Raw genomic sequence first — 18,926 nt, 5'->3', positions numbered from 1 at the left:
CAGGCGAACGGAGGCCATGTCACAGCCGACGGAACGGAACCGGCTCGACGACGAGCCGAGTCCGTACCTACAACAACACGCCGACAACCCGGTCAATTGGCAGCCGTGGGGCGAGGAGGCGTTCGAGTTGGCGCGCGAACACGACGTGCCCGTGTTCGTCTCCATCGGCTACTCGTCGTGTCACTGGTGTCATGTGATGGCAGAGGAGAGTTTCGCCGACGAGGAGACGGCGACACTGCTCAACGAGTCGTTCGTCCCGGTGAAAGTCGACCGCGAGGAGCGTCCCGACGTCGACAGCACCTTCATGACAGTCTCACAACTGGTCACCGGCGGCGGGGGGTGGCCCCTCTCGGCGTGGTGTACCCCGGACGGAAAACCGTTCTACGTGGGGACGTACTTCCCGCCGGAGTCGCGCGGAAACCGACCCTCCTTCCCGGGGCTCTGTCGACGGATCGCCGATTCGTGGAGAGATCCGGAACAGCGCGCGGAGATGGAGAACCGCGCCGAACAGTGGGCGACGAGCGCGCGCGACGAGTTGGAGTCGACTCCGGGGCCCTCATCGGAGTCCCCGGAGCCGGGGCTCCTCGACGAGGCGGCCGCGGCCGCGATGCGGAGCACGGACGGAGAACACGGCGGGTTCGGGACGAGCGGCCCGAAGTTCCCGATGCCGGGACGAGTCGATCTGCTGTTGCGAGCGGCCGCTCGAAGCGGCCGCGGAGACCTCCTCGATGCGGCGACGCGTACGCTGGACGGAATGGCGTCCGGTGGAATGTACGACCAGATCGGTGGCGGATTCCACCGATACGCGGTCGATCGCTCATGGACGATCCCGCACTTCGAGAAGATGCTGTACGACAACGCCGAGCTTCCGATGGTCTACCTCGACGGGTTTCGGCTCACCGGTGATCCGCGCTACGCTCGAACCGCGTCCGAGTCGCTGACGTTCCTCGAACGGGAGCTCCGCCACCCAGAGGGGGGGTTCTTCAGCACCCTCGACGCGCGGAGCCGACAGCCCAGCGGGCGCGGCGGCGACGACCCCGACGAACGCGTCGAGGGCGCGTTCTACGCGTGGACGCCCGAGGAGGTGGACGCCGTCCTCGACGAGCCCGCGGCGTCGATGGCGCGAGCGCGGTACGGGATCCGGTCCGGCGGAAACTTCGAACGCGGGACGACGATACCGACGCTCGCCGCCGACGTCGCCTCGATCGCGGAGGAACACGGGTTCTCGATCGAGGACATCGAGGAGAGGCTGGCAGAGGCGCGGGTCGCCCTGTTCGACGCTCGTGAGGACCGCTCTCGACCGCCCCGCGACGAGAAGGTACTGGCAGCGTGGAACGGCCGGGCGATATCCGCGTTCGCGGCCGCCGGACCGGTTCTCGGCGAGACGTACGCCGACCTCGCCGTCGACGCGCTCGAGTTCTGTCGGGAGCGGCTGTACGATCCGGAAACGGGACGGCTGGACAGGCGGTGGATCGACGGCGACGTCGCCGGCCCGGGCTACCTCGACGACTACGCGTTCCTCGCGCGCGGCGCGTTCGACGTGTACGCCGCCACGGGCGACGTCGAGGCGTTGGCGTTCGCCCTAGAGTTGGCCGACGGATTGGTTTCGGAGTTCTACGATGCGGACGCCGGAACGATCTACTTCACTCGGGAGCCCGGAGCGGAATCGGCCGACGCCAACGGAACCCTGTTCGCGCGTCCACAGGAGTTTGCCGACCGATCGACCCCGTCCAGCCTCGGTGTTGCGGCCGACACGCTCGCGATCCTCGACGGGTTCCGGATCGACGACCGGTTCCAGTCGGTCGCGGAGTCGGTGGTGCGGACCCATAGTGACCGCATCCGATCGGGTCCGCTCGAACACGTGTCGCTGGTGCGAGCCGCCGAGCGGCTCGAGTCGGGGAGCGTCGAAATCACCATCGCGGCGGAGGCCGTTCCGGACGAGTGGGCCTCGACGCTCGCGGAACGGTATCTCCCCGGTTCGGTGATCGCCCTTCGCCCCCCGACCGCGGCGGGACTCGACGAGTGGCTCGATCGATTGGATCTCCCCGAGGCCCCACCGATCTGGAAGGGGCGGGACGCCGAGGACGACGCGCCGACCGTCTACGTCTGTGAGGGGTTCACCTGCTCGCCGCCGCGGACGGATATCGACGCCGCGCTCTCGTGGCTCGACGGCCGGAACTGAGGGGTACGCCGCTTATATATCGGGCGCGAGTACGGTAGAGTATGTACGACTTCGTCGTCGTCGGTGCCGGACCTCCGGGGTCACGGTTCGCGCGCCGGGCCGCCGAGGCGGGATACGACGTGGTCGCCTTCGAGAAGGGCGAGATCGGGACGCCGCTCGCGTGTTCCGGACACGTCTCCACGGACATTTGGGAGTACGTTCCGGCGGACGCGAGAGCGAACCTACGTCAGAACGAGGTGTTCGGCGCACGATTCCACGTCGGCGGGCCGGGCTCTCGTCCCCACCATTTTTACAAAACCGACCCGGTCTCGAACGTCATCGACCGAGTCGAACTCGATCGAACGCTGGCGAGGTGTGCTCGCGATGCGGGTGCCGAGGTACGGGAGGGCCACACGGTCACGGGGATCGACGAGCGCGAGGACTGCGTCGCCGTCGAGGTCAGGGGTGCCGGCGGCGGGACCGAAATCGTCGAGGCTCGGATGGTTGCGGGCTGTGACGGCCCGACCTCGCGTGTCCGACGGGAGGTCGGCATCGATGAACCGAGAGAGCTCCTTCACGGAGTGCTCGCGTTCGATCCGGATCCGGACGACGGGAACTACGTCGACGTTCATCTCACCGCCCCACGGTTCTTCGCGTGGCGGATCCCACGGGGGGCTGCCGGCGTCGAGTACGGGCTTGCGGCACCGCCCGGTGGCGACGTGAAGGCGCGTTTCAACCGATTAACCGGTGGGTACGAGGCCGCAACCGAACGGTTCTGCTCGGGAGCGATCCCGATCGGACCGCCGGAGGAGGTGACGACGGACCGGGTGTTCCTGATCGGCGACGCCGCGGCCCAGACGAAGCCGTTCACCGGGGGTGGGATACTCTACGGGATGCGGGCCGCGGACGTCGCGGCCGCGACGATCGATCCGGCGGATCCCGGAACGCTCGCCGACTACGAGGCCGGGTGGCGCGGCGAGTTGGCGAGAGAGATCCGGCTCGGGAAGGCCGTCCGGGCGTGTTACTCGCTCCCGGAACCGATCCAGCGGGTCGGGCTCCGTGCGTTATCCGGCGAGATTGGAGTCCACATGGATGAGCCGTCGTCGTTCTTCTCGCGTGAACACCTCGGAACGCTGTTCTCGTGATCGACCCTCGCTTAGTCTCTCACTCGTCGATCACGGTCGCAAACGAGACGTTCTCCCGAACGCTCGTGATCTCCACGGTCACCTCGTCGCCGAGTTCCGCGTCCGGAACGATGACGACGTAACCCCGCTCGATCTTCGCTATTCCGTCACCCTTGTCGCCGAGCGTCTCGATGGTGACGTCCCGAATCTCGCCTTCCGAGACCGGCGGACCCGAACTGGGGGTTGCGGCCACGGATCCACGGCCGCCCTCGCCGGGTCGCCGTTCGCTTGCGGGACCGGACCCGGCGGCTCCGGAGTCGGCGTCCGCCTCGGCTCCGTCGCGATCGATCACGGCGACACGATAGGTCTCTCCCGGTATCACCGTACCGTGTTCGACCTCGCGTTTCGGGATGGACACCACGTATCCGCCGTCGCCGTCGGGCTCCAGTTCAGCAGTGAACAGACACGTCAACGAATCAGTTACCTCGACCATGCCGGCCATTCGAGATACCCCAATGAAAAACTCCCTATCCACGCCTCTACAGTCGCTTCGACACGTATGGTCCGTCCTGATGGTAGTCGAGCTTGTTCCGGTAGTACTCGCGTGCGCCGATCCCGGAGATGATCGCCAACTTGCGGTAGCCGGCATCGCGGGCCAGCTCCTCCGCCCGTTCGAGCAGTCTCGTCCCGTACCCCTGATGTTGCCAGTCGCCGTCGCCGCCGATCGCGACCTCGGTCCCGTACACGTGGAGTTCGCGGATCAGTGCCGCATCCTCTAACTCGCGACGGATCGCGTCGCCTTCGGTCCCGGGTGCGCCGGGCTGATCGGGCGCGAACGACGGGAATCGAAGCCGACAGAACCCGACGAGCAGATCGCGGACGGGATCCTCGAAGGAAATGAAGTGTTCCGTCCCGCCGCCGGCATCGTAGGTGGTGACATCGAGTTCGACGTCGTCGGGCTCCGGGTCGGCGTCGTTGTGTCCGACCTCTCGCGCGCGGATGTCGCGCTGGACGATTCCCTTCTCCTCGGCGCGCTGGCTGGCAAGCTGTCGGAGGTTCGACTTCCAGACGCCCCCCTCGATGAAGTCCGCGGGGATGTCTCGCTGGACGCGCTGGAGCCGGGTGTACTTTGGAATGAGGTCCATCACCTCGGCGACGACGTCGGCCGCCTCCTCGTTGGTGAGCGGATCGAACTCGTCGCGTCGCCAGCGGTCGTACACGCGCGTCCCGCCGACGACGAGCGTCGGGTAGATCTTCAGGTAGTCGGGCCGCCAGTCGGGATTCTCGAACAGCTGCCGGAAGTCTTCGATACACATCTCCCGCGTCATCCCCGGCTGGCCGGGCATCATGTGAAAGCCGACCTTGAACGCGGCGTCGCGCAGCCGGCGGTTGGCGTTCCGGGAGGCCTCGTTGCCGTGTCCCCGGTGCATCTCACGGTTGATCCGCTCGTAGGTGGTCTGGACGCCGACCTCGACTTTCGTGGCTCCCAAGTCCAACATCCGGTCGATCTGCTCGGGGTCACACCAGTCCGGTTTCGTCTCGAACGTCGTCCCGATGTTGCGGATCGCGTTCGTCTCGTTTTCGGCGATCACGTCCTCCAGATACTCGAACTCGGTCTCCTCGGGGTTGGGCGCAAACGACTCGCCCTCGGCGGGTTCGGGCTCCGTATCGAGATCATAGTCGTTCATTGCTTGGAGGGCGCGCTTGACGAACCACTCCTGATAGTCGTGTGACCGGGCGGTCATCGTTCCCCCCATCAGAATCAGCTCTACCTTGTCGACCGGGTGGCCGATCTTGCGGAGCTGTTCGAGCCGGAGCGTCACCTGCCCGTACGGGTCGTAGTCGTTCTGTTTCCCGCGGGCCGCGGCGGGCTCGTGGCCCGTGTACGACTGCGCCGAGGAGAACTCCGAGGCCGGCCCTCCCGGACAGTAGAGACACTTCCCGTGCGGACACAGCTTCGGCGAGGTCATGATCGCGACCGGCGAGACGCCGGAGGCAGTTCTGACGGGCTTCCGTTGGACGACCTCGATCACGTCGTCGCGGTGCTCCGCCGGCGCGTGATCGAGTATCTCGGTGTTCTTCGGCACTTTCGGCGAGGAGAACTCGGAACAGGCGTCGAGCTTGGCGGATTCGAGGTCGTCGCGGTCGATCTCGCCCGCGAGGATCCGGTCGACGAGGTGCTCACAGGTGCGCACAAACGCGTCGGACTCGGCGTCGGCGTCCGCGGACTCCGCGTCGCTCGGCGCGTCGGTACTCATTACACGCCTTTCGACGGGTTCCGGTGTTAAGCGTGTCGGGCGGAGGTCGCGGCCGGCTAGGTAGCGCAGGTGCTGCTCTCCTCAGCGGTCGAGGAACGGGGGCTCGACGACCTCGGCGCGCTTCTCGTCGCCCCGCACGACCACGTTCACCTCGGTTCCCGGCTCCGCGTACTCCTCGTGGAGATAGCCCAGCCCGATCGGCTCGTCCAGGGTCGGGCTCATCGTCCCCGAAGTGAGATGGCCGACCCGTGTCAGGTCGCCGTCGGTCACGGCGTACCCGTTCCGCGGGACGCCGCGTTCGAGGAGTTTGATCCCGGTGAACGTCTCGGCCGGACCGCCCGCCTCACGTTCGGCCTCCAGCGCGTCCCGCCCGACGAACTCGGTGTCGAGCTTCACGACGAAGCCGATACCCGCCTCGTAGGGGGTTCGCGGCTCGGCCTCCGGATCGAAGTCCTGCCCGGACAGGAGGAATCCCATTTCCATGCGGAGCGTGTCGCGAGCGCCGAGTCCACAGGGCTGTGCGTCGGCCGCCCCGTCGACGAACGCGGACCAGACCGCCTCGGCGTCGCCCGCGGGACACATGACCTCGAAGCCGTCCTCGCCGGTGTAGCCCGTGCGAGCAACCCAGCTTGCGACCCCGTCAAGCGTTGCGACCGTCGCCTCGAACCGGGAGAGATCGACGACGCCCTCGGCGTCGTTCCCCGCAGCACCGGGCATCGATTCGGCCGCGTCCGGCCCCTGAACGGCGATCATCGCCCAGTCGTCGGTCGTGTTCTCGACGGTGGCGTCCAGTGCCCATTCGTCGCGGTGCTCGACGAACCGGTCGAGCGTTTCGACGTCGTGGCCCGCGTTCGGGACGAAGAGGTACGCGGGGTCGCCCGTTGACGCGTCGAGGTCCTCGTCGAGGTCCGGCAGCGTCCGAGCCGCCGATCCGGCTCCGATCCCGTCCGGGAGCCGGTAGACGACGGTGTCGTCGAGCATGACGCCGTCCCCGTTCGTGATAGCCGCGTACTGGGATTCGCCGGGATCAAGCGCGGCCACGTCGTTGGTCGTGAGTCGGTTCAACAGGGCCGTCGCGTCCGGGCCGGACACCTCTATCTCTCCCATATGGGAGACGTCGAACGCCCCGACCGACTCGCGAACGGCGGCGTGTTCCTCCCGAATGGAATCGAACTCGACGGGCATCTCCCAGCCCCCGAAGTCGGTGAACGTCGCGCCGCGAGCCTCGTGAACGCCGTGGAGTGGCGGGGTCCGATCGGTCATGTCGGTACGTCCCCCGGGCGGACCTAAGGTCTTGCTATCGGGTCGGTTCGAAGGTCCATCTCATACGGTCGATGCCGCAACCGGGAGTCGCCGATAGTCTCAAGTCCGACGCACCCGCCGAGTGATCCGTGAACGGCTCCCGGAGCGGATACGTCGGTTCCCTCCTCGCCGTCCTCCTGCTCGTAGCGTTCGCCATCGGTACCGCGGGAGCGTGGCCACCGCTCGTCGCCGTCGAGAGCGACAGCATGGCCCCCGGCGTCGAGCGCGGGGATCTGGTCGTGGTGACCGCGACGGACCGGTCCCCGTGGGGAGAAGGCGTGGTCGGAAGCGACGAGGACGAGCCCCCGGAACGGCTCGGTGGATCCGGCGATGTCGTCGTGTTCACGTCGCCGAACGTTCCGGATCGACCGATCCTTCACCGGGCCGCGTTCGCGGTAACGGCCGGCGAGGACTGGACCGAACGCGCTGATCCGGACCGGGTCGACGACGACTGTGTCGAACTCCGTTCGTGTCCCGCCCCCCACGACGGCTACGTGACGTACGGCGACGCGAACGACGGCTACGACCAGAGTACGGGGATCTCACCGGTAGTTCGTGAGGAGTGGGTCCACGCCAAAGCGCTCGGGTCGATCCCCACCCTCGGCTACGTCCGACTCGGCATCGACGCGGCGATCGCTCGGTTCGGGCTCGTCCCCGCGACGGTCGGGATCGTTACGATCGTTGCCGGAGCCAGCGGGGTCGTGTCGGTGATCCTCGGGCGGGTCCGGGACGGTCGACGGATCGACCGGAACGGGTGACGACGCTGGCGACGGCGACCGCCTCTGCGGTAGCTCCCGGATCCGATCAGGTCCCGTCAGTTCGCCTCGGAGTCGGCGCTATCGCCACCACGCCCCGTCGTCGTCCCCGTCTCGCGTTCCGTACCGGTCTCCGTCCGCGTTCCGTTTCCCCCGCGACTCCCGTTTCCCTCCTCCAGTCCTCCGGTTCCCCCCGCTTCGTTTTCCTCGTGGCTCCCCGAGTTCCCCCCGCTCTCCTCGTCGTCGAGCGTCACCGAGTCGGTGGCGGCGTTGCGGAGCGCGTCCGACCGCCCGAACGCCCCCGGGGCGATGGCGAGCGTCCGAATTCCGTACCCGTTGGCCGTCTCCAGTACGGGTTTGAAGTCCGTGTCACGGGAAGCGACCGCGAGCGTCGACATCCGCCCTTCGGCGGCGAACCGGGCGGCGTCGACCGCGAGTTTCACGTCGACGTCGCCGCTGGTCACGATCACCTCGAAGCCGCGGGCCTCCGCGGCCTGTATCAGGCCGGGCGTGGCGTGCTCGTCGAGGTACAGCCGCGTCGTCACGAGCTGTCCCTCGGCTTCTGCCGCTTCTCGGACGTCGTCGAGGTCGACGTCGAACTCCTCGCGCAACACGTTCGGGCCGTCGACGAACAGCGCGACGCCGACCGCGTCTTCGTCGTCCCGACTACTGGTGTCCATACGATCCGAACGAGGACCGTATAAAAAATACGTACTGATCCGGTTCCCGCCGGAGAAGGCCGGCCCGCCGAAAACGGGTCCGAACACGCGCCGATCCTCATCCCCGGTGTCTCTCGCGATACCCGTCACAGTGGCAGCGAGGAGCGGTGGACGGGATGCGCTCTACGCCACCTTATATTCCTATTACCCCCTCCCGGACGATCGGTGTCACTATACGAAGTATTGAAATAGGATGTCCAAGAATTAGCGGTTAAGATGACGAAGTCAAACGCGTTCACCGTCATTTCCGAACAGAACGATCACGATCACGCCACTGTACGTGCACATCCACGTAATGAGACGTACCACATCGTCGACTACGCCGACGAGACGGCTCGGGAGCAGGTTGCGGAGCTGCCGGCCGGCTCGGTCGTCGAGCTAGAGCTGTCGCGTGCGGGTCGCCGGAGCAACGTCTGGTGTGCCGAATCCATCCGCACGGCCGAGACTGACGGCGGCGTCGACATCGAGGGGGAGCCAAACGCGTAATGAGCTGATCGCGGAGATCGAACCCGATCTCCCCCGACTCGTCCCGATCCCTCATGTGGTTTCTCGTCCCGGTCCCCCCTTGTCAGTCCCCTCCGCTTGAGTTGGCTTCGTTGGAGTCCTCAGCAACTGTTGAGTTTCCCCTAATCGCTCAGTACAGACGCAGTAGTGAGTGATGCCGGGAGTAGGTCTCTCAGATCGATGGCAACGAGAGCGTATTTAAAAGAACTGTGAGCAGCTGCGACGACCATATATAAATGGACAACGCGGTGGCGCGCCCCGGTTCGCGCCCTCAAAAGGGCGCGAACCGCGAGGGACCGAAGGTCCCTCTGGCAGCCGGCGCGTAGCGCCGGCGACGACGGCGCGAGGTCGTCGGGCGTCGCCCGACTGCCAGAGAATCTTCGATTCTCGCTGGAGTCGCTGGCGGCAGCAGCCGCCAGCGACAGGGCGAGAGCGGAGCTCTCGCTAGCAACCGGCGGCAAAGCCGCCGGTGACGAGGTTGGGGAGGCGTGAGGTGCGGGTGCTGTGTGGGGTGGGACTCAAAGGGGCAGTCGCCGGACTACGTCCGGCTGCCCGAGGCACGGAGCCTCGCTGCCGTGCGGGCGGCGTAGGCGTTCGCACGGCTGGGGCTTTGGAGGTCTTAACCGTCGATCAGTAGTCAATCGCTTATAAACAGGTGGCTAGAGCTTTTCAGTAGTTCTTCATATCCTCGTCTATTTATAAACAGCTGCCAGCAGCACCACTAGTCCACTTATAAACAACAACTCCAACGTATCGCTCATGTGTAGATGATTGTTGATGGTCTGCCTTCTTGCGGTTTGACGGATTTGTCTTCGGTTCAAGAATCATCTCATAAACCGATCTTCGTGGGGTTTAGCACTCACTTCGAGTTCGACTGAGCTGTATCAACAATCTCCTACAGAAGAGCGCCAACGTATTGTGAGACCTACTCCCGAAATTGATCACTACGCACTCGTCACCGAACGGGTGTTTCAGGCGAGAACACGTCTGAAGTACAGGGTTCAATAGTTCCGTTGGGCTCGAAGTGCCCCGTCCAACCGATTCTCGTCGTCGTTTCTACTCGCCCGTGAGGGCCGTCATTCGTCGCGCGTGAGCCGCGGGTTGGTCACTGCGCCGATTGATGCCGACGAGAAGTCCCGGTAGTACTTCGCGAGCACGCCGCCGTCGTACGGGGGTTCCGGCCGTTCCCACTCGTCGGCTCGCTCGTCGAACTCGTCGTCCGAGAGGTCGACCGAGAGGTCGCGGTTCGGGATGTCGACGGTAACGTGGTCGCCGTCCTCGATGAGCCCGATCGGACCGCCGTCGGCGGCCTCGGGGGCGACGTGGCCGATCATCGGGCCGCGGGTACCGCCGGAGAAGCGACCGTCGGTGAGCAGCGCAACGTCCTCCTCGTGGCCCGCGCCGACGACCGCGGCCGTCACGCCGAGCATCTCGCGCATCCCTGGGCCGCCGGTCGGCCCTTCGTTGCGGATGACGATGACATCGCCGGACTCGATCGCGCCGGACTGGACGTACTCCATGGCGTCCTCCTCGTTCTCGAATACGCGGGCGGGCCCCTCGTGATAGAAGGCGTCGTCGCCGGTCACTTTCAGGACTGCGCCCTCCGGCGCGAGGTTCCCTTTCAGGATCTTGATCGCGCCCTCCGCCTCCTTCGGGTCGTCGACGGAGTAGAGGAAGTCGGACTCGATCTCGTCGTCGTCGGGGAGCTCGCCGCTCGCCTCCAGCTCGGCGATCTCCTCGGCGATCGTTCGCCCGGTGACGGTCATCGCGTCGCCGTGGAACAGGTCGGCTTCCAGCAGCCGTCGGATCACGACCGGGACGCCGCCGACCTCGTGGAGGTCGTTCATCACGCGGGCACCGCCGGGCTGGAGGTTCGCTATCTTCGGGGTCCGCCGGGAGATCTCGTCGAAATCGTCGATCGTTAGGTCGACGTCGGCCTCCGCGGCGAGCGCGAGCAGGTGAAGCACCGCGTTTGTCGAGCCGCCCATGGCGGTCTGGAGCGCGATGGCGTTCTCGAAGGACTTCCGTGAGAGGACGTCCGAGGGTCGGCGGTCGTTCTCGATACAGTCGAGGACGAGTTCGCCGGCCTCCGCGGCCACCTCGTAGCGCTCCTCGTCCTCCGCGGGCGGGGAGGCCGAGCCGAGCGGCGCGAGCCCGAGCGCCTCCGAGATGGACGCCATCGTGTTCGCGGTGAACATTCCGCCACACGAGCCCGCGCCGGGGCAAGCGTGTCGCTCCAACTCGTCGAGCTCCTCGCCGCTCATGTCGCCTTCCGCGTACGCGCCGACGCCCTCGAACACTTGGACGATGGTGACGTCGCGACCGTCGTGTTGGCCGGGCATGATCGAGCCGCCGTAGCAGAACACGCTCGGGAGATCCGTCCGGATTGCCGCCATCATCATCCCGGGAAGGTTCTTGTCACAGCCCGCGATCGTCACGAGGGCGTCCATGCGCTCGCCGAAGGAGACGAGTTCGACGCTGTCGGCGATCACTTCTCGGGAGATGAGGCTGGCTTTCATCCCCTCCGTTCCCATCGAGATGGCGTCGGAGATGGTGACGGTGCCGAACTCGATCGGCATCCCGCCGGCGTCGTCGATGCCGTCGATGGCCGCATCGGCGACGTCGTCGAGGTGGACGTTACACGGCGTGATGTCGGCTGCGGGGTTCGGCACGCCGACGATGGGCGAAGAGAGATCCTCGTCGTCGAATCCCATCGCGCGGAACATCGATCGGTGGGGGGCTTTATCAGCGCCCTCGGTCACGTCTCTACTTCGAAGATTCTCGTCCTTTTTGCCCGCGAAGCGGTCGGCGTCGTCGCGACCGCGGTCGTCCGCGTCCGCGGCGTCGTCCGGCTGCGGTTCCTGCTGGCTCATACCGACCGGTGGTGCCGGGCACTCTTAAATCGCCCCAACGGCACAAGGGTTTCCGAGACGGCGCTACTCGGCGAACGCCCGCAGGATCCCCTGCCCGTCCGTACTCGTTGCCACGTCCGGAAGGGTTGCTCGCTCAGGGTGTGGCATCAACACGGCGACCGTTTCGCGCTCGCCGAGGACGCCGGCGACGTTGCCGGTCGAGCCGTTGGGATTAGCCGCGTCGGTGACCTCTCCTTCGGCGTCACAGTAGCGGAAGAGGACGCGGTCGTCGGCAACGAGGTTGTCGTAGGCGTCGTCGTTGATCTCGAAGCGACCCTCGCCGTGGGCGATGGGAACCTCGATCACGTCGCCCGCGTTGTAGGCGGCGGTCCACGGGGTGTCCGCGCGCTCGACACGGAGATGGACCGGCTCACACTGGAACCGCGCGGAGGCGTTCGTCGTGAACGCGCCGGGAGTGAGTCCCGACTCCGAGCCGATCTGCGCGCCGTTACAGACGCCGAGCACGGGGACCCCGTCCTCGGCTGCGGCGCGGACCTCGTTCATGACGGGTGCGCGAGCGGCCATCGCTCCCGCGCGGAGGTAGTCGCCATAAGAGAATCCGCCCGGGAGGACGATCCCGTCGGTCTCGGCGGGCAGCCCGTCCTCGTGCCAGACGCGCTCGGCGTCGATCCCAAGGTGGCGCAGGGCGCGGACCGCGTCGCGGTCGCAGTTGGAGCCGCCGAACTGGACCACCGAGACCGTCATCGTTCCGTCACCGCGACATCGTAATCGTGGATCGTCGGGTTCGCGAGCAGCCGCTCGGCCATCTCGTCGGCTCGCTCGGCCGCCGCGTCGGCGTCAGGCGCCTCAAGATCGATCTCGAAGCGGTCGGCCGACCGCAACGCCGACAGCTCGAACCCGAGGCGTTCGAGCGCCTGCTTCGTCGTCTCGGCCTCCGGGTCGAGCACGCCCCGCTTCAGCCGAACCGTCACGGTCGCGGTGAATTCGCTCATTGTCCGGTAGTGCGGAGTCGTGTGTAAAAACCGTTTTGGAACGCGGTTTATACACACATACGTGAATATGTAGTGGTCGATCGACCGGGTGGCAGGCTCCGCCCGGAACGAAAGGGAAAAACCCCGTCGTGTTCTTCAGTGTTCATATGCCATCGTTCGAACCGGCGGAGGTGATCGGCGCATGACCCGCGAACTGACCGAGATCACGGTCGTCGGAGGAGACGACACGGGAATCATCGCGCGCGTCACCTCGCTGCTGTTCGAGCGCGGGATCAACATCGAGGACCTCGATCAGGCGGTCCGAGACGGCGTCTTCCGGATGACGACCCGGGTCGACGCCGCGGAGATGGACACGTCCAAGGGTGAACTTCGACGGGCGCTCGCCGAACTCGGTCGTGAACTCGACGTCGACATCCAAGTTCGGTTCCCGAGTGATCGCGACGCGAGGCGGGTCGCGCTGCTCGTGACGAAGGAGACGCACGTCCCCGAGGCGATGCTCGAAGCGGAGGCGAACGGCGAGTTGGCCGAGTCCGGCGAGGCGGAGATACCGGTCGTGATCGGCAACCGCGGCGATCTCAGGTCGCTCGCGGAGCGCTACGACAAACCCTTCTACGACGTCGGCGACGGGAACGGCAGCACCGACGAGAAACGACTGCTCGACCTGCTCGCGGAGTACGACATCGACCTGATCGCACTGGCCCGCTACATGCGGATCCTCTCGCCGGAGGTCGTCTTCCGCTACGAGGGGCGGATCATCAACGTCCACCCCTCCCTGCTTCCGGCGTTCCCCGGTGCGGAGGCGTACCGACAAGCGAAGGATGCGGGGGTCTGGATCGCCGGCGTTACGTCCCACTACGTGACGACCGATCTCGATCAGGGGCCCGTCATCGCACAGCGGGCCTTCGACGTGCCCGACGGCGCGGACGTCGCCGAGATCAAGCGCCGCGGACAGCCCCTCGAAGCCGAGGTTCTGTTGGAGGCCGTCCGGCTCCACCTCGCCGACGCCATCGCGGTCCACCGCGGGACCGTCCACGTCCGCGAGGGAACCGATCTCGACCCCGAACTCGGGTTGTCTGCGGCAGCGAGCGAGGCGAACCCGGACGAACCCGTCGACGGCGAGCCACTGAGTCGGTCGGGGGCGGCGACGACGGGATCGAAGTAACGCTCGCGACGAGCCTCTCACGACGATCTCCGCTCGACTCCCGAGCGGAACACCAGCGACCGAGACGTTTTTATCCGGATTCAGACCTACTATCACCCGATGAGCGGACCGAACGGCGAGGCCGGATCTCAACCAGGGGAGCGGTCCTTCAGCGTCCTCACCGACCGTGTGCTCGGCGTCGCCACAGACACGCGGGCGATCGTCCGTAGCGACGAGCGAGTACTGGTACTCTTTCTGCTCCTCCTCTCGATCGTCGCGCTCAGCGTCTTCCTCCACTACACCGTCTTGGTTCTCGGCGGGCTGCCCGAGGTTCCGCCTGGTCTCGCCGTCGTCTCCTCATGACCCGTTTCCGTCAGTGACGTCGGTGGGGTCGATATCCACGGGTTCGGCGTCGATATCTACGGGTTCGGCGTCGACGGCATCGGTTCCCGCCCGGTAGCCGCCCTCGTCCTCGCCGATCTCCGCCATCACGCGGGCGTGGAACTCCCGGAGAACCGCCGACTCGTCGTCCGCGAGGACCACGTCCGAGTCGACGAGGGTCGCGAGCCCGAACGACAGCGGCGTCGGCGAGTCGACCGTGTGGTGGACGATATCGGCGTCGTCGCATGCGATCTCGTCGAGCACCTCACGGATCCCGGCGACGTCGAGTCGGTCCTCCAGCAGCTCCCGATACGTCTCCTCAATCACGGCGAACTCGTCGAGGTCGTCAGCGAAGGAGAGCAGCATCTCGGCGGACACCTGCTGTTCGGCGGCCGACTTCTCGTACCCCTTGTAGCGTTTCAGGATCATCAGCGACCGGGCGGCGTCGATCCGGAAGTACCGCTTCAGGAGGTCGGTGCCCGCGATCGCCGATCGGAGGTCCTCCCGGACCGTGTCCGGGTCCAACTCGCGGAGCACGCGGGCGATGTCGACCTTCCGGTTGAGCGGGAAAGACAGACTGAACCCGTTGTCGGCGACCGCGACCGCGACGTTCGCGTTCGTCCGGTTTGCGCACTCAGCGGCGACGAGCCGCGAGAGCCCGTCGTTGAACCGGCGGCCGTACACCGTGTGAACGTAGTATCGACGCTTGTACTCCCCGCGATCCAGCTCCTCCTCGACGACGATCCGGGAGGGAGTCGAGACGCTCCGTGTACCCGCGTACTCGACCTGCTCGTCGTACATCCGCGCCAGCGCGCGGACCGAGTTCCCGCCGAGGGGGAGATCGCGAAGCCACGCGCGGACCGCCGGCGGCCCGCCCTCGTCGAGTTCGTCGAGCAGCCGCTCACGGAAGGCGAGCACCTCGCGGCCCAAGTCGTAGGAGAGCGGAAGTCGTTCGGCGTACCACGAGGGGACGGTGGCGCGCTCCGTCGTTCGGTCGACGTACACCTTCGAGCCGCGCCGGTAGCGGAACGCGAACCGCTCGCCGCCGAGCGTGAACACGTCCCCGGGATCGAGCGTGTCGAGGTAGGTCTCGCTCAGCGTCCCGACCCACTCGTCGTCGCGGGTGAACACGTCACAGCTGAACGAGTCGGGGATCGTCCCGACGTTCGTCATGTAGATGACCCGGGCGAGCCGGCCGCGTTTCCCGACGAGCGTCTCGCCGACCGGGAACTCCTCGTGGTGGTGTTCCCCCTCCGGCGGGTCGTTGGCGTCGCGCCACACCTTCGCGTAGACGTTCTTCTCCTCCAACCCGTCGTAGTCGGCGGTGAGATACCGCATGAGGGTCTCGTATCGCTCGTCGTCGTACCTGCGGTAGGGCCACGCGCGTCGCAGGACCTCACGGACCTCACGGTCCGGTCGGATCCGGTTTATCGCCATCCCGTAGACGTGCTGGGCGGCGACGTCGTGAGCGTTCTCGGGAACGAACACGCGGTCGACGAACCCCTCCTCGGCGCGGGCGAGCATCGTCGCACACTCGACGAGTTCGTCGCGGTCGAGCGCGAACACGCGGCCCTCGACCGTCTCGCCGGGACTGTGGCCCGCCCGCCCCACACGCTGGAGCAGCGCCGCGACCGACTTCGGCGAGCCGACCTGGACGACCAGATCCAGATGTGGCATGTCGATACCGAGTTCGAGACTCGTCGAGGTCGTCACCACGTCGAGCTCGCCGGACTTCAGTCCCTCCTCGATCCGGGTGCGCTGCGTCTCCCCGAGGCTCCCGTGGTGACAGCCCGAGTTCGACTCGTCGTAGTCGAACCGCTCGCGGAGCCCCTGAAGAACCCGTTCCGCGCCCGATCGCGAGTTCGTGAACACGAGCGTGTTCGTATGGCTCTCGATCAGCTCGTGGAGTTCGTCGTGGAACCGGTCGGTGACGACCGAGTCCGGGGTGTGGACCAGATCCGCTGCGGGGGTTCGAAGCTCCAGATCGAACTCCCGAACGAACCGGGTGTCCACGAGCTCGCACTCGCGGGGTGCGAGCCCGTCCTCGTCGCCGACCGCCCCAGAAACCCGATCCCGCCCGACGAGGAACTCCGCGATCCCCTCCAGCGGCTCGACTGTCGCCGAACAGCCGACCCGCGTCGGAGTGTCGTGCGCGAGTTCGGTCAGCCGCTCCAGCGAGACCGAGAGGTGGGTTCCACGTTTGTTCGCCGCCAGCGAGTGGATCTCGTCGACGATCACGTACTCGACGGTCCGGAGTTTCTCCTTGAATTTGGGCGAGTTGAGCAGGATCGCGAGCGTCTCCGGCGTCGTGTTGAGGACGTGTGGCGTCTCCTCCAGCATCGCCGCCCGGTCCGCCTTGCTCGTGTCGCCGTGGCGGATCGCCTGTCTGACGCCGGGCTCGTACTCGGTGCCCGCCCCGATCTCCGCCGCGATCCCCGAGAGCGGCGCTTCGAGGTTGCGCTTGATGTCGTTCGCGAGCGATTTGAGCGGCGAGACGTACAGACAGTACACCGAGTTCTCTAGGTCGCCGGTGCGGTCCCGATCGAAGAGGTCGTCGAGGACCGCGGTGAACGCGGCGAGCGTCTTGCCGCTGCCCGTCGGCGACGCCACGAGGGCGTTCCGTCCGTCGTCGATGTGCGGGATAGCCTCCCGCTGTGGCGGCGTGAACAGCCCGCCGTTTTCCGCGACGTAGCCGCCGAACTCCTCGACCCACCACCGCCGGACCGGCGGGGAGAGACGGGCGAGCACGTCCGCGTCGTCGATCGGGACCGTCTCAGGGTCGAAGGACCAGTCGCGGTCCGTCGCCGCCTCCCGGAGCAGCCGTCTGGCGGTCGCTTCCGGGTCACTGTCGGCGACATCCGTGGCTCGATCCGTCTGGTTCGTCACTACGAGATCGGAGGACGCGCGGAGGGAAATCGGTTGTGCCGCCGGGCGTACGGCGGGATCGTGGCCTCCGACGCGGAGGCCGATCCACCCGCGCTACCGAACCTATTTGCCGCCCCCCGACCCAGACACGTGTATGTCAGTCAGCAGTCGATCGCGGGCCGCCGCTCCGCGGGCCCTCCCCTCCATCGGTCTGCTTCTCGTCGCGCTCGCGATCGTTGCGCTCGCCCTGCTCGTGTTCTCCGGCGGGGCGGCCGCCCTCGGCGACCCCATCGACGAGCGGGCGGCCGACCCGCTCGCGAACGAGACCGGAACAACCGATATCGTCGTCCGGCTGGATCCTATCGGAGAGCCGGACGCCGAGGGCGACGCGGTCGTCGACGAGCTCCGGGACCACGCCGCCGACCAGCGAACTGCCTTCGAGGCGTTCGCCGAGGAGACGGACGGCATGACGATACAACGCGAGTTCTGGTTGGCGAACGCTCTCCTCGTGAGCGTCGACGCCGACGAGACGGAGGCGGCCGACCTGCTCTCGGTCGCGAACGTCACCGGGATCCACGACAACGTCGTGGTGGGGACACACGGTGACCTCGCTCCCGACGACGCACACGAACCGGTCGAGACCGGGGACACGCGCGAGCAGGTCGACATCGACCACACGCGCGAGCAGGTCGACTCACAGCCGTCCGGCAGCCACACTGCGGGGCTGGACCTGATCGACGTTCCGGACGCATGGGACCGCTTCGACACCCGTGGATCGGGGGCGACCGTCGCCGTGATCGACACGGGCGTGGATCCGACTCATCAGGACATCGAGTTAGCCGCGTGGGCGGATTTCGACGAGAACGGGACGCTCGTGAGCGACGACGTCGCGGACGCGACCGACCCGGACGGCCACGGCACACACGTCGCCGGAACCGTCGCAGGCGGGGACGCCTCCGGCACATACGTCGGCGTCGCGCCCGACGCGACGATCCATGGAATCGACGCCTTCGGCGAGGACGGCTCCGCGACGTTCGCGGGCGTGCTCGCGGCGATGGAGCACGCGACGGCCGACGAGGACGTGGACGTTCTCCAGATGAGTCTCGGCGCGAGCGGAACGTTCCGCGGGTTCATCGCGCCGGTCCGCAACGCTCGCGCTTCCGGCGCGATAGTCGTCGCCGCGGCCGGAAACGAGGGGGAGAACACCTCCTCGTCGCCCGCGAACGTCCACGACGCGCTCGCGGTCGGCGCGGTTCGGGCCGACGAGAACCGGACGGTCGCCGAGTTCTCCAGCGGCGAGCCGATCAACTCGACCGCGGCCTTCGGCGAGTTCCCCGAGGACTGGCCCGACCACTACGTCGTGCCCGACGTGACCGCTCCCGGCGTCAACGTCGTCAGCGCGGAGTCGGGGACGACCGACGGGTACGTCCGCCGACAGGGGACGAGCATGGCAGCCCCCCACGTCAGCGGGCTTGCTGCGCTCGCGGTCGCCGCGACCGACGGTCGGATCGACCCCGACGGGCTTCAAACGACCCTCGTCGACACCGCCGTCCACCCGGACGGTCCGAACGCCGGACCGGACCACCGACACGGACACGGCGTCGTCGACGCGCCGGCCGCCGTCGCGGCCGCCGTCGATGCCGCCCCACCGCCGGAGTCGCAGCCGGCCGAGAACGGTGACGACGAACCCGGTACCGGCGCGGACGGCGGTCAGGACGTCGACGACGACACGCCCGGGTTCGGGATCGCTCCGGCGATCGTCGCCGTGATCGCCGTACTCGCCGGGGTGCTGTCGGCCCGGCGGGTCCGTGGCGGGCGAAGGGTGTGAGGCGACCGCGGCGGTCGCCTTCT

At 67.1% G+C, this 18,926-nt stretch carries 14 protein-coding genes and 1 pseudogene; 7 read left to right on the top strand and 8 right to left on the bottom strand.

The genetic code is table 11. From position 1 onward, the window contains the following. Nucleotides 1-16 precede the first annotated feature (16 nt). Together J2751_RS01125 and J2751_RS01120 are read left to right on the top strand one after the other, a co-directional pair. Nucleotides 17-2,182: a thioredoxin domain-containing protein gene (locus J2751_RS01125; protein ID WP_209482616.1), complete on the top strand. Its 2,166-nt coding sequence runs from the start codon at nucleotides 17-19 to the stop codon at nucleotides 2,180-2,182. Nucleotides 2,183-2,223: 41 nt separating this feature from the next. Next, nucleotides 2,224-3,306, top strand: a complete 1,083-nt coding sequence (locus J2751_RS01120) for a geranylgeranyl reductase family protein (RefSeq protein WP_209482615.1) — start codon at nucleotides 2,224-2,226, stop codon at nucleotides 3,304-3,306. 19 nt (nucleotides 3,307-3,325) lie between these two features. On the opposite strand, the gene J2751_RS01115 is transcribed toward J2751_RS01120, so the two are convergent. From J2751_RS01115 to gcvT, 3 genes are all read right to left on the bottom strand, one after another. Beyond that, nucleotides 3,326-3,778, bottom strand: coding sequence for a TRAM domain-containing protein (locus tag J2751_RS01115; protein WP_209482614.1), 453 nt, complete (start codon nucleotides 3,776-3,778; stop codon nucleotides 3,326-3,328). A gap of 46 nt (nucleotides 3,779-3,824) precedes the next feature. After that, nucleotides 3,825-5,543 carry a tRNA uridine(34) 5-carboxymethylaminomethyl modification radical SAM/GNAT enzyme Elp3 gene (locus tag J2751_RS01110; RefSeq protein ID WP_209482613.1) on the bottom strand — a complete coding sequence of 573 codons (1,719 nt, stop codon included), beginning with the start codon at nucleotides 5,541-5,543 and terminating at the stop codon, nucleotides 3,825-3,827. Nucleotides 5,544-5,624: 81 nt separating this feature from the next. After that, nucleotides 5,625-6,806, bottom strand: a complete 1,182-nt coding sequence (gene gcvT, locus J2751_RS01105; RefSeq protein WP_209482612.1) for a glycine cleavage system aminomethyltransferase GcvT — start codon at nucleotides 6,804-6,806, stop codon at nucleotides 5,625-5,627. Between the two features lie 128 nt (nucleotides 6,807-6,934). On the opposite strand from gcvT, the gene J2751_RS01100 reads away from it, so the two are divergent. Continuing rightward, entirely contained in the window at nucleotides 6,935-7,603 is a 669-nt protein-coding gene (locus J2751_RS01100; protein WP_209482611.1) for a S26 family signal peptidase, read from the top strand. 191 nt (nucleotides 7,604-7,794) lie between these two features. On the opposite strand, the pseudogene J2751_RS01095 reads toward J2751_RS01100, so the two are convergent. Then, nucleotides 7,795-8,280 (bottom strand): annotated as a pseudogene (locus J2751_RS01095) (NYN domain-containing protein); the annotation flags it as partial. A gap of 255 nt (nucleotides 8,281-8,535) precedes the next feature. Here J2751_RS01095 and J2751_RS01090 point away from each other — a divergent pair. Beyond that, on the top strand, nucleotides 8,536-8,805 hold the full coding sequence (locus J2751_RS01090) for a hypothetical protein (RefSeq protein WP_209482610.1): 270 nt from the start codon (nucleotides 8,536-8,538) through the stop codon (nucleotides 8,803-8,805). 1,094 nt (nucleotides 8,806-9,899) lie between these two features. Here the strand turns inward: J2751_RS01090 and ilvD are convergent. The 3 genes from ilvD to purS all read right to left on the bottom strand — a co-directional run bounded on the left by ilvD (nucleotide 9,900) and on the right by purS (nucleotide 12,688). Further along, the gene (gene ilvD / locus J2751_RS01085) at nucleotides 9,900-11,696 is read right to left on the bottom strand and encodes a dihydroxy-acid dehydratase (protein ID WP_209482609.1); all 1,797 of its coding nucleotides are present in this window, start codon (nucleotides 11,694-11,696) and stop codon (nucleotides 9,900-9,902) included. Between the two features lie 63 nt (nucleotides 11,697-11,759). After that, nucleotides 11,760-12,440, bottom strand: a complete 681-nt coding sequence (gene purQ / locus J2751_RS01080; protein ID WP_209482608.1) for a phosphoribosylformylglycinamidine synthase I — start codon at nucleotides 12,438-12,440, stop codon at nucleotides 11,760-11,762. Then, complete coding sequence (purS, locus tag J2751_RS01075) at nucleotides 12,437-12,688, bottom strand: phosphoribosylformylglycinamidine synthase subunit PurS (RefSeq protein WP_209482607.1); 252 nt, start codon at nucleotides 12,686-12,688, stop codon at nucleotides 12,437-12,439. The genes purQ and purS overlap by 4 nt, the downstream gene beginning before the upstream one ends. Before the next feature lie 181 nt (nucleotides 12,689-12,869). Between purS and J2751_RS01070 the strand changes: the two genes are divergently transcribed. Continuing rightward, nucleotides 12,870-13,850 (top strand): formyltetrahydrofolate deformylase, encoded by a 981-nt coding sequence (locus J2751_RS01070; RefSeq protein ID WP_209482606.1) that lies wholly within the window; start codon nucleotides 12,870-12,872, stop codon nucleotides 13,848-13,850. 99 nt (nucleotides 13,851-13,949) lie between these two features. Then, nucleotides 13,950-14,192: a hypothetical protein gene (locus tag J2751_RS01065; protein WP_209482654.1), complete on the top strand. Its 243-nt coding sequence runs from the start codon at nucleotides 13,950-13,952 to the stop codon at nucleotides 14,190-14,192. Here the strand turns inward: J2751_RS01065 and J2751_RS01060 are convergent. Continuing rightward, nucleotides 14,187-17,096, bottom strand: coding sequence for an ATP-dependent helicase (locus J2751_RS01060; RefSeq protein WP_209482605.1), 2,910 nt, complete (start codon nucleotides 17,094-17,096; stop codon nucleotides 14,187-14,189). The two genes, J2751_RS01065 and J2751_RS01060, sit on opposite strands and share 6 nt — an antisense overlap. Before the next feature lie 133 nt (nucleotides 17,097-17,229). Here J2751_RS01060 and J2751_RS01055 point away from each other — a divergent pair, with 133 nt between their 5' ends. Further along, the gene (locus J2751_RS01055) at nucleotides 17,230-18,903 is read left to right on the top strand and encodes a S8 family serine peptidase (RefSeq protein WP_209482604.1); all 1,674 of its coding nucleotides are present in this window, start codon (nucleotides 17,230-17,232) and stop codon (nucleotides 18,901-18,903) included. Nucleotides 18,904-18,926 lie beyond the last annotated feature (23 nt).

This window comes from Halorubrum alkaliphilum, assembly GCF_017873815.1.
Classification (GTDB): Archaea; Halobacteriota; Halobacteria; order Halobacteriales; family Haloferacaceae; genus Halorubrum; species Halorubrum alkaliphilum.
The sequence above is the reverse complement of the archived record's forward strand: the minus strand, read 5'-3'. Positions and strand labels throughout refer to the sequence as shown.

Coding starts and splice junctions, on each gene's coding strand:
- J2751_RS01125 (WP_209482616.1), top strand. CDS start 17: ATGTCACAGCCGACGGAACGGAACCGGCTCGACGACGAGCCGAGTCCG.
- J2751_RS01120 (WP_209482615.1), top strand. CDS start 2,224: ATGTACGACTTCGTCGTCGTCGGTGCCGGACCTCCGGGGTCACGGTTC.
- J2751_RS01115 (WP_209482614.1), bottom strand. CDS start 3,778: ATGGTCGAGGTAACTGATTCGTTGACGTGTCTGTTCACTGCTGAACTG.
- J2751_RS01110 (WP_209482613.1), bottom strand. CDS start 5,543: ATGAGTACCGACGCGCCGAGCGACGCGGAGTCCGCGGACGCCGACGCC.
- gcvT (WP_209482612.1), bottom strand. CDS start 6,806: ATGACCGATCGGACCCCGCCACTCCACGGCGTTCACGAGGCTCGCGGC.
- J2751_RS01090 (WP_209482610.1), top strand. CDS start 8,536: ATGACGAAGTCAAACGCGTTCACCGTCATTTCCGAACAGAACGATCAC.
- ilvD (WP_209482609.1), bottom strand. CDS start 11,696: ATGAGCCAGCAGGAACCGCAGCCGGACGACGCCGCGGACGCGGACGAC.
- purQ (WP_209482608.1), bottom strand. CDS start 12,440: ATGACGGTCTCGGTGGTCCAGTTCGGCGGCTCCAACTGCGACCGCGAC.
- purS (WP_209482607.1), bottom strand. CDS start 12,688: ATGAGCGAATTCACCGCGACCGTGACGGTTCGGCTGAAGCGGGGCGTG.
- J2751_RS01070 (WP_209482606.1), top strand. CDS start 12,870: ATGACCCGCGAACTGACCGAGATCACGGTCGTCGGAGGAGACGACACG.
- J2751_RS01065 (WP_209482654.1), top strand. CDS start 13,950: ATGAGCGGACCGAACGGCGAGGCCGGATCTCAACCAGGGGAGCGGTCC.
- J2751_RS01055 (WP_209482604.1), top strand. CDS start 17,230: ATGTCAGTCAGCAGTCGATCGCGGGCCGCCGCTCCGCGGGCCCTCCCC.